Source organism: Pseudomonas sp. K5002, assembly GCF_013386655.1.
GTDB lineage: Bacteria > Pseudomonadota > Gammaproteobacteria > Pseudomonadales > Pseudomonadaceae > Aquipseudomonas.
The window spans coordinates 1-5,080 of sequence record NZ_JACARK010000495.1 but is presented as its reverse complement, the minus strand read 5'-3'; the positions used below and the strand labels follow the sequence as shown (position 1 = coordinate 5,080).

Annotated in this window: 4 protein-coding genes and 1 pseudogene; 3 read left to right on the top strand and 2 right to left on the bottom strand. The window is 60.3% G+C overall.

What is annotated here, in order from left to right; all coding sequences use genetic code 11:
• Positions 1-314, bottom strand: a pseudogene (locus HX846_RS21535) (N-acetyl-gamma-glutamyl-phosphate reductase); the annotation flags it as partial.
• 112 nt (positions 315-426) lie between these two features.
• Between HX846_RS21535 and HX846_RS21530 the strand changes: the two are divergent.
• From HX846_RS21530 to HX846_RS21520, 3 genes are all read left to right on the top strand, one after another.
• On the top strand, positions 427-1,311 hold the full coding sequence (locus HX846_RS21530; protein WP_087695047.1) for a LysR family transcriptional regulator: 885 nt from the start codon (positions 427-429) through the stop codon (positions 1,309-1,311).
• A gap of 128 nt (positions 1,312-1,439) precedes the next feature.
• The gene (locus HX846_RS21525; RefSeq protein WP_178966063.1) at positions 1,440-2,234 is read left to right on the top strand and encodes an alpha/beta fold hydrolase; all 795 of its coding nucleotides are present in this window, start codon (positions 1,440-1,442) and stop codon (positions 2,232-2,234) included.
• 101 nt (positions 2,235-2,335) lie between these two features.
• Complete coding sequence (locus HX846_RS21520) at positions 2,336-4,531, top strand: OsmC domain/YcaO domain-containing protein (RefSeq protein ID WP_177080896.1); 2,196 nt, start codon at positions 2,336-2,338, stop codon at positions 4,529-4,531.
• A gap of 155 nt (positions 4,532-4,686) precedes the next feature.
• Here HX846_RS21520 and HX846_RS21515 read toward each other — a convergent pair.
• A partial coding sequence (locus tag HX846_RS21515; RefSeq protein ID WP_178966062.1) for a TolC family protein occupies positions 4,687-5,080 on the bottom strand: 394 nt, incomplete at its 5' end.

The window sequence follows — 5,080 nt, the reverse complement described above, 5'->3', positions numbered from 1 at the left end:
CGTTGCGCCTGTTGCGGGTTCATCTCGGCGAAACCGTAGGTCCAGTCGGGATGAGTGCGGTGTGCCGAACTCGCGTCGATCACCCGCACGGCCGGATTGTGGATGCTGGCGACGGCGTCCCGTGCGGCGTCGTCGGGCAGGCAGAGAATCGCGATATCGCAGGCGTTGATCATCTCGGCGCGCTGCTGCGGGTCCTTGCGGTGTTCAGGGCTGAGGGTGATCAGTTGCAGATCGGTGCGGTCGCGCAGGCGTTGATGGATCTGTAGCCCGGTGGTGCCTTGGTCGCCGTCGATGAATACAAGAGGATTTGCCATGGGATGCACTCGGATAGGAAATCAGGTGTTCCAATCTTCGGCCAGCCGCTAGGATAGGAAAAGTTGAATTTCCAAACGATGAAGTTCAGTTTTTATGAACGAGGATTGACCCATGCGCGAAATCAGCCTGGACCGCCTGCGTACGTTGGTGGCGATTGCCGACCTCGGTTCGTTCGCCGAAGCAGCCCGCATGCTCAACCTGGCGCCACCCACCGTCAGCCTGCATATCGCCGACCTGGAGGCGCGAGTGGGCGGCAAGCTGCTATCGCGTACCCGTGGGCGGGTGCAGCCTTCAGCGATTGGCGAAACCCTGGTGGAGCGCGCGCGCCGCTTGTTGGCGGATGCCGAGCAGGCGCTTGAAGACGTGGAGCGACAGGTGCAGGGGCTGGCGGGGCGGGTGCGCCTGGGAGCCTCAACCGGAGCCATCGCACAGTTGCTGCCGCAAGCCCTGGAAACCTTGAGCCAACATCATCCCGCCATTGATGTGCAGGTGGCGGTGCTCACGTCGCAGGACACATTGAAGAAGCTGGCCGAGGGCGCCCTGGAGATCGGCCTGGTGGCGCTGCCCCAGGCACCGGTGAAGGGCTTGCGGATCGAGCCCTGGCGGCGCGACCCGGTCATGGCGTTTTTGCCGGCGCGCCGGGAATGCCCCGAGGTGGTAACACCCGCCTGGCTGGCTGCCCAGCCGTTAATCCTGAATGACAACACCACTCGGCTTTCGCGCCTGACCTCGGAGTGGTTTGCCAATGACGGCTACCAGCCGACGGCGCGTATTCAGCTGAATTACAACGACGCAATCAAAAGCCTGGTGGCCGCCGGTTACGGGGCCACGTTGTTGCCCCATGAAGCGTCCACGCCCTTGCACGACACCCGGATTGCGATGCGGCCGTTGCAACCGTTGCTGTGGCGGCAACTGGGGATCGCCCATCGCGCCGGGGAGGTTGAGCGGCCTACGCAACATGTGTTGGACGTGTTGTGGGGATTGAGTGCGGGGTAGGGCGTTATGGAACGACTCATACGATCAGCCTATGAATACCTTCCCGAATCAGGAATTTACAGAAACCTGAATACCGTTGAAATTAACGGCTTTTGAGCCGCCAATCGGTTTTTCAGGGAGTCTTCACCATGCCATTCACCCACACACAACTCCCCATCGTCGTCGCCGATGTGCCGTTGAACATCGCCGCGATCCACCGCGCGGGTACCCTGGCGCCAATCGTGTTCCTGCATGGCTTTGGCTCGACCAAGGAAGACTACGCCGACATCGTCCAGCAACCTGCCTTCGACGGTCATCCATTTTTGGCTTATGACGCCCCGGGTTGCGGTGAGAGCCATTGCGATGACCTGTCGAAGATCTCCATCTCGTTCCTGCTGCAAACCGCCTTGCAGGTGCTGGAGCATTTCAACATCGAGCGCTTCCATCTGGTAGGCCACTCCATGGGCGGGCTTACCGCGCTGATGTTGGCGCACCAGTTCCCGGGGCGGGTGCTGAGCTTTGTTGATATCGAAGGCAATATCGCCCCGGAAGACTGCTTTCTCAGCCGGCAGATCGTCGACTACCCGGCGGATGATCCCGAGGCGTTTTTCAGCGCCTTTATCGAGCGCACCCGGCAGGCACCGGCCTACGCCAGCGCGCTGTATTCGGCGAGCCTGCGGCACAAGGTGCGTGCCGGGGCGGTGCGGGGGATCTTCCAGTCGATGGTCGAACTGTCGGATAACGCCGACTTGATGGGCAAGTTCCTCGGCCTGGAATGCCCGCGCATGTTCATGTACGGCGAGCAGAATGCCCATTTGTCGTACCTGGCGCATATCCAGGCGCAAGGCGTGCGGTTGGCGCCGATTGCCCGGTGCGGGCACTTCCCGATGTACTCCAACCCGATCGCGATGTGGCAGCAGATTGCGGACTTTCAACACGGCTGATACCCATCGCCAACGATCGGCCAGGCCCGAAAGCACAAGACTTACGCCTCGAAACCCGGATAATGGCGGCCATAATTTGCTCGCTATTCTGGTAATCCCGCATGGAAATCAAGGTCAATTTTCTCGACAACCTTCGACTTGAAGCCAAGTTCGACGACTTCACCGTGGTGGCCGACCAGCCTATTCGCTACAAGGGCGATGGCTCGGCCCCCGGTCCGTTCGATTACTTCCTGGCGTCGTCGGCGTTGTGTGCGGCTTACTTTGTGAAGTTGTACTGCGAAACCCGCAACATCCCTACCGACAATATTCGCCTGTCCCAGAACAACATTGTCGACCCGGAAAACCGCTACAACCAGATCTTCAAGATCCAGGTCGAATTGCCAGCGGACATCTCCGATAAAGACCGCCAGGGCATCCTGCGTTCCATCGACCGCTGCACCGTGAAAAAAGTCGTGCAGGCCGGGCCGGAGTTTGTCATCGAGGAAGTGGAAAACCTGGATGCCGATGCCCAGGCATTGCTGATGCCGAGCGCGGCGTCCGACGCGGGCACCTACATCGCGGGCAAGGACCTGCCGCTGGAAACAACCATCGCCAACATGTCGGCCATTCTCGCGGGCCTGGGCATGAAGATCGAGATCGCTTCGTGGCGCAATATCGTGCCCAACGTATGGTCGCTGCATATCCGCGACGCGCACTCGCCGATGTGCTTTACCAACGGCAAGGGCGCGACCAAGGAAGGCGCATTGGCGTCGGCATTGGGCGAGTTTATCGAGCGGCTGAACTGCAACTTCTTCTACAACGACCAGTTCTGGGGCGAAGACATCGCCAATGCGGCGTTTGTGCATTACCCGGACGAGCGCTGGTTCAAGCCTGGCCGCAAGGACGAACTGCCACCGGAGATACTCGACGCGCATTGCCTGCACATCTACAACCGTGACGGCGAGCTGCGCGGCTCACACCTCTACGACACCAACTCCGGCAACGAAGAGCGCGGCATTGTTTCGCTGCCGTTCGTGCGCCAGTCCGATGGCGAGGTGGTGTATTTCCCGTCCAACCTGATCGAGAACCTGTACCTCAGCAACGGCATGAGTGCCGGTAACACCCTGGCTGAAGCGCAGGTGCAGTGCCTGTCGGAAATCTTCGAACGCGCGGTAAAACGCGAAATCATCGAAGGTGAATTCGCGCTGCCGGATGTACCACAGGAAGTGCTGGCGAAATTCCCCGGTATCCTGGCCGGTATCCAGGGCCTGGAAGCCCAGGGCTTTCCGGTACTGGTGAAGGATGCGTCCCTGGGCGGTGAATTCCCGGTGATGTGCGTGACGTTGATGAACCCACGCACCGGCGGCGTATTCGCCTCGTTCGGCGCGCACCCCAGCCTGGAAGTGGCGTTGGAACGCAGCCTCACCGAACTGCTGCAAGGCCGCAGCTTTGAAGGCCTGAACGATCTGCCGCAGCCGACGTTTGAAGGCCATGCGGTGACCGAACCGAACAACTTTGTCGAGCACTTCATCGACTCCAGCGGCGTGGTGTCGTGGCGCTTCTTCAGCTCGAAGTCGGATTACGAGTTCGTCGAATGGGACTTCTCCGGCCAGGGTGAAAACTCCAACGCCGAGGAAGCCGCCACCTTGTTCGGCATCCTCAAAGGCATGGGCAAGGAAGTCTACATGGCGGTGTACGAGCACATCGGCGCGACCGCCTGCCGCATCCTGGTGCCGGACTATTCGGAGATCTACCCAATCGACGACCTGATCTGGGACAACACCAACAAGGCGCTGTTTTTTCGCGAGGACATCCTGAACCTGCATCGTCTCGACGAAGCGGAATTGAAGGGGTTGGTTGAGCGCCTGGTGGAAAGCGAACTGGACGACTACACCGACATCACCACCTTGATCGGCATCGAGTTCGATGACAATACGGCGTGGGGTCAACTGACCATCCTGGAATTGAAGCTGCTGATTTATCTGGCCCTGCAGCAGTTCGAAGAAGCCAAGGAACTGGTGGAGATGTTCCAGCAGTACAACGACAACACCGTCGAGCGCGGCTTGTTCTATCAGGCCGTGAATGCGGTGCTGGAGATGGAGCTGGACGAAGACCTGGAACTGGCGGACTACGAAGTGAATTTCCGCCGGATGTTTGGCAACGAGCGGATGGACGCGGCGATTGGGTCGGTGAATGGCAGTGTGCGGTTCTATGGTTTGACGCCGACGAGCATGAAGCTGGAAGGGCTGGACCGGCACCTGCGGTTGATCGACAGCTACAAGAAGCTGCACGCGGCGCGGGCCAATACGGCCAATTAAAAGCTGACACCGTACCTGTGGTGAGAGGGCTTGTTGTGGCGAGGGGGCTTGTCCCCCGTTGGACTGCGTAGCAGTCCCTCTTTTTTGGGGCCGCTGCGCAGCCCAACGGGGGACAAGCCCCCTCGCCACAGGTCAGTGGTCACTCGGGTTATTTGTCACAACGTCCATCCCAACCCCAGCGCCTTGTGCAATGACGCAAAGTCCTTGAGCAACAGCGCATCCCCGGAAATCCGGCTTTCCTGCGCCTGGTACCGCGTACGTTCCGCGTCCAGCCAATCCAGCGTGCTCGCCGTACCTGCCTTATAACGCTGGCGCGTCAGGTCCGCAGCCCGTACTGCCGAAGATTCCACGTTACGCAGCAGCACCACGTTCTGCCGCTGGTTGCCATACCGCGCCAGGGCCACATCCGCATCACGCAACGCACTCAACACCACGCTTTTGTAATGGGCCAGGGCCTCGTCGCGCCCGGCTTGCGCACCTTTGACACTGGCCGCCACCCGGCCGAAATCCAATGCGTTCCAGGTCAGCCGCGGCAACAGCAGCCAGGTG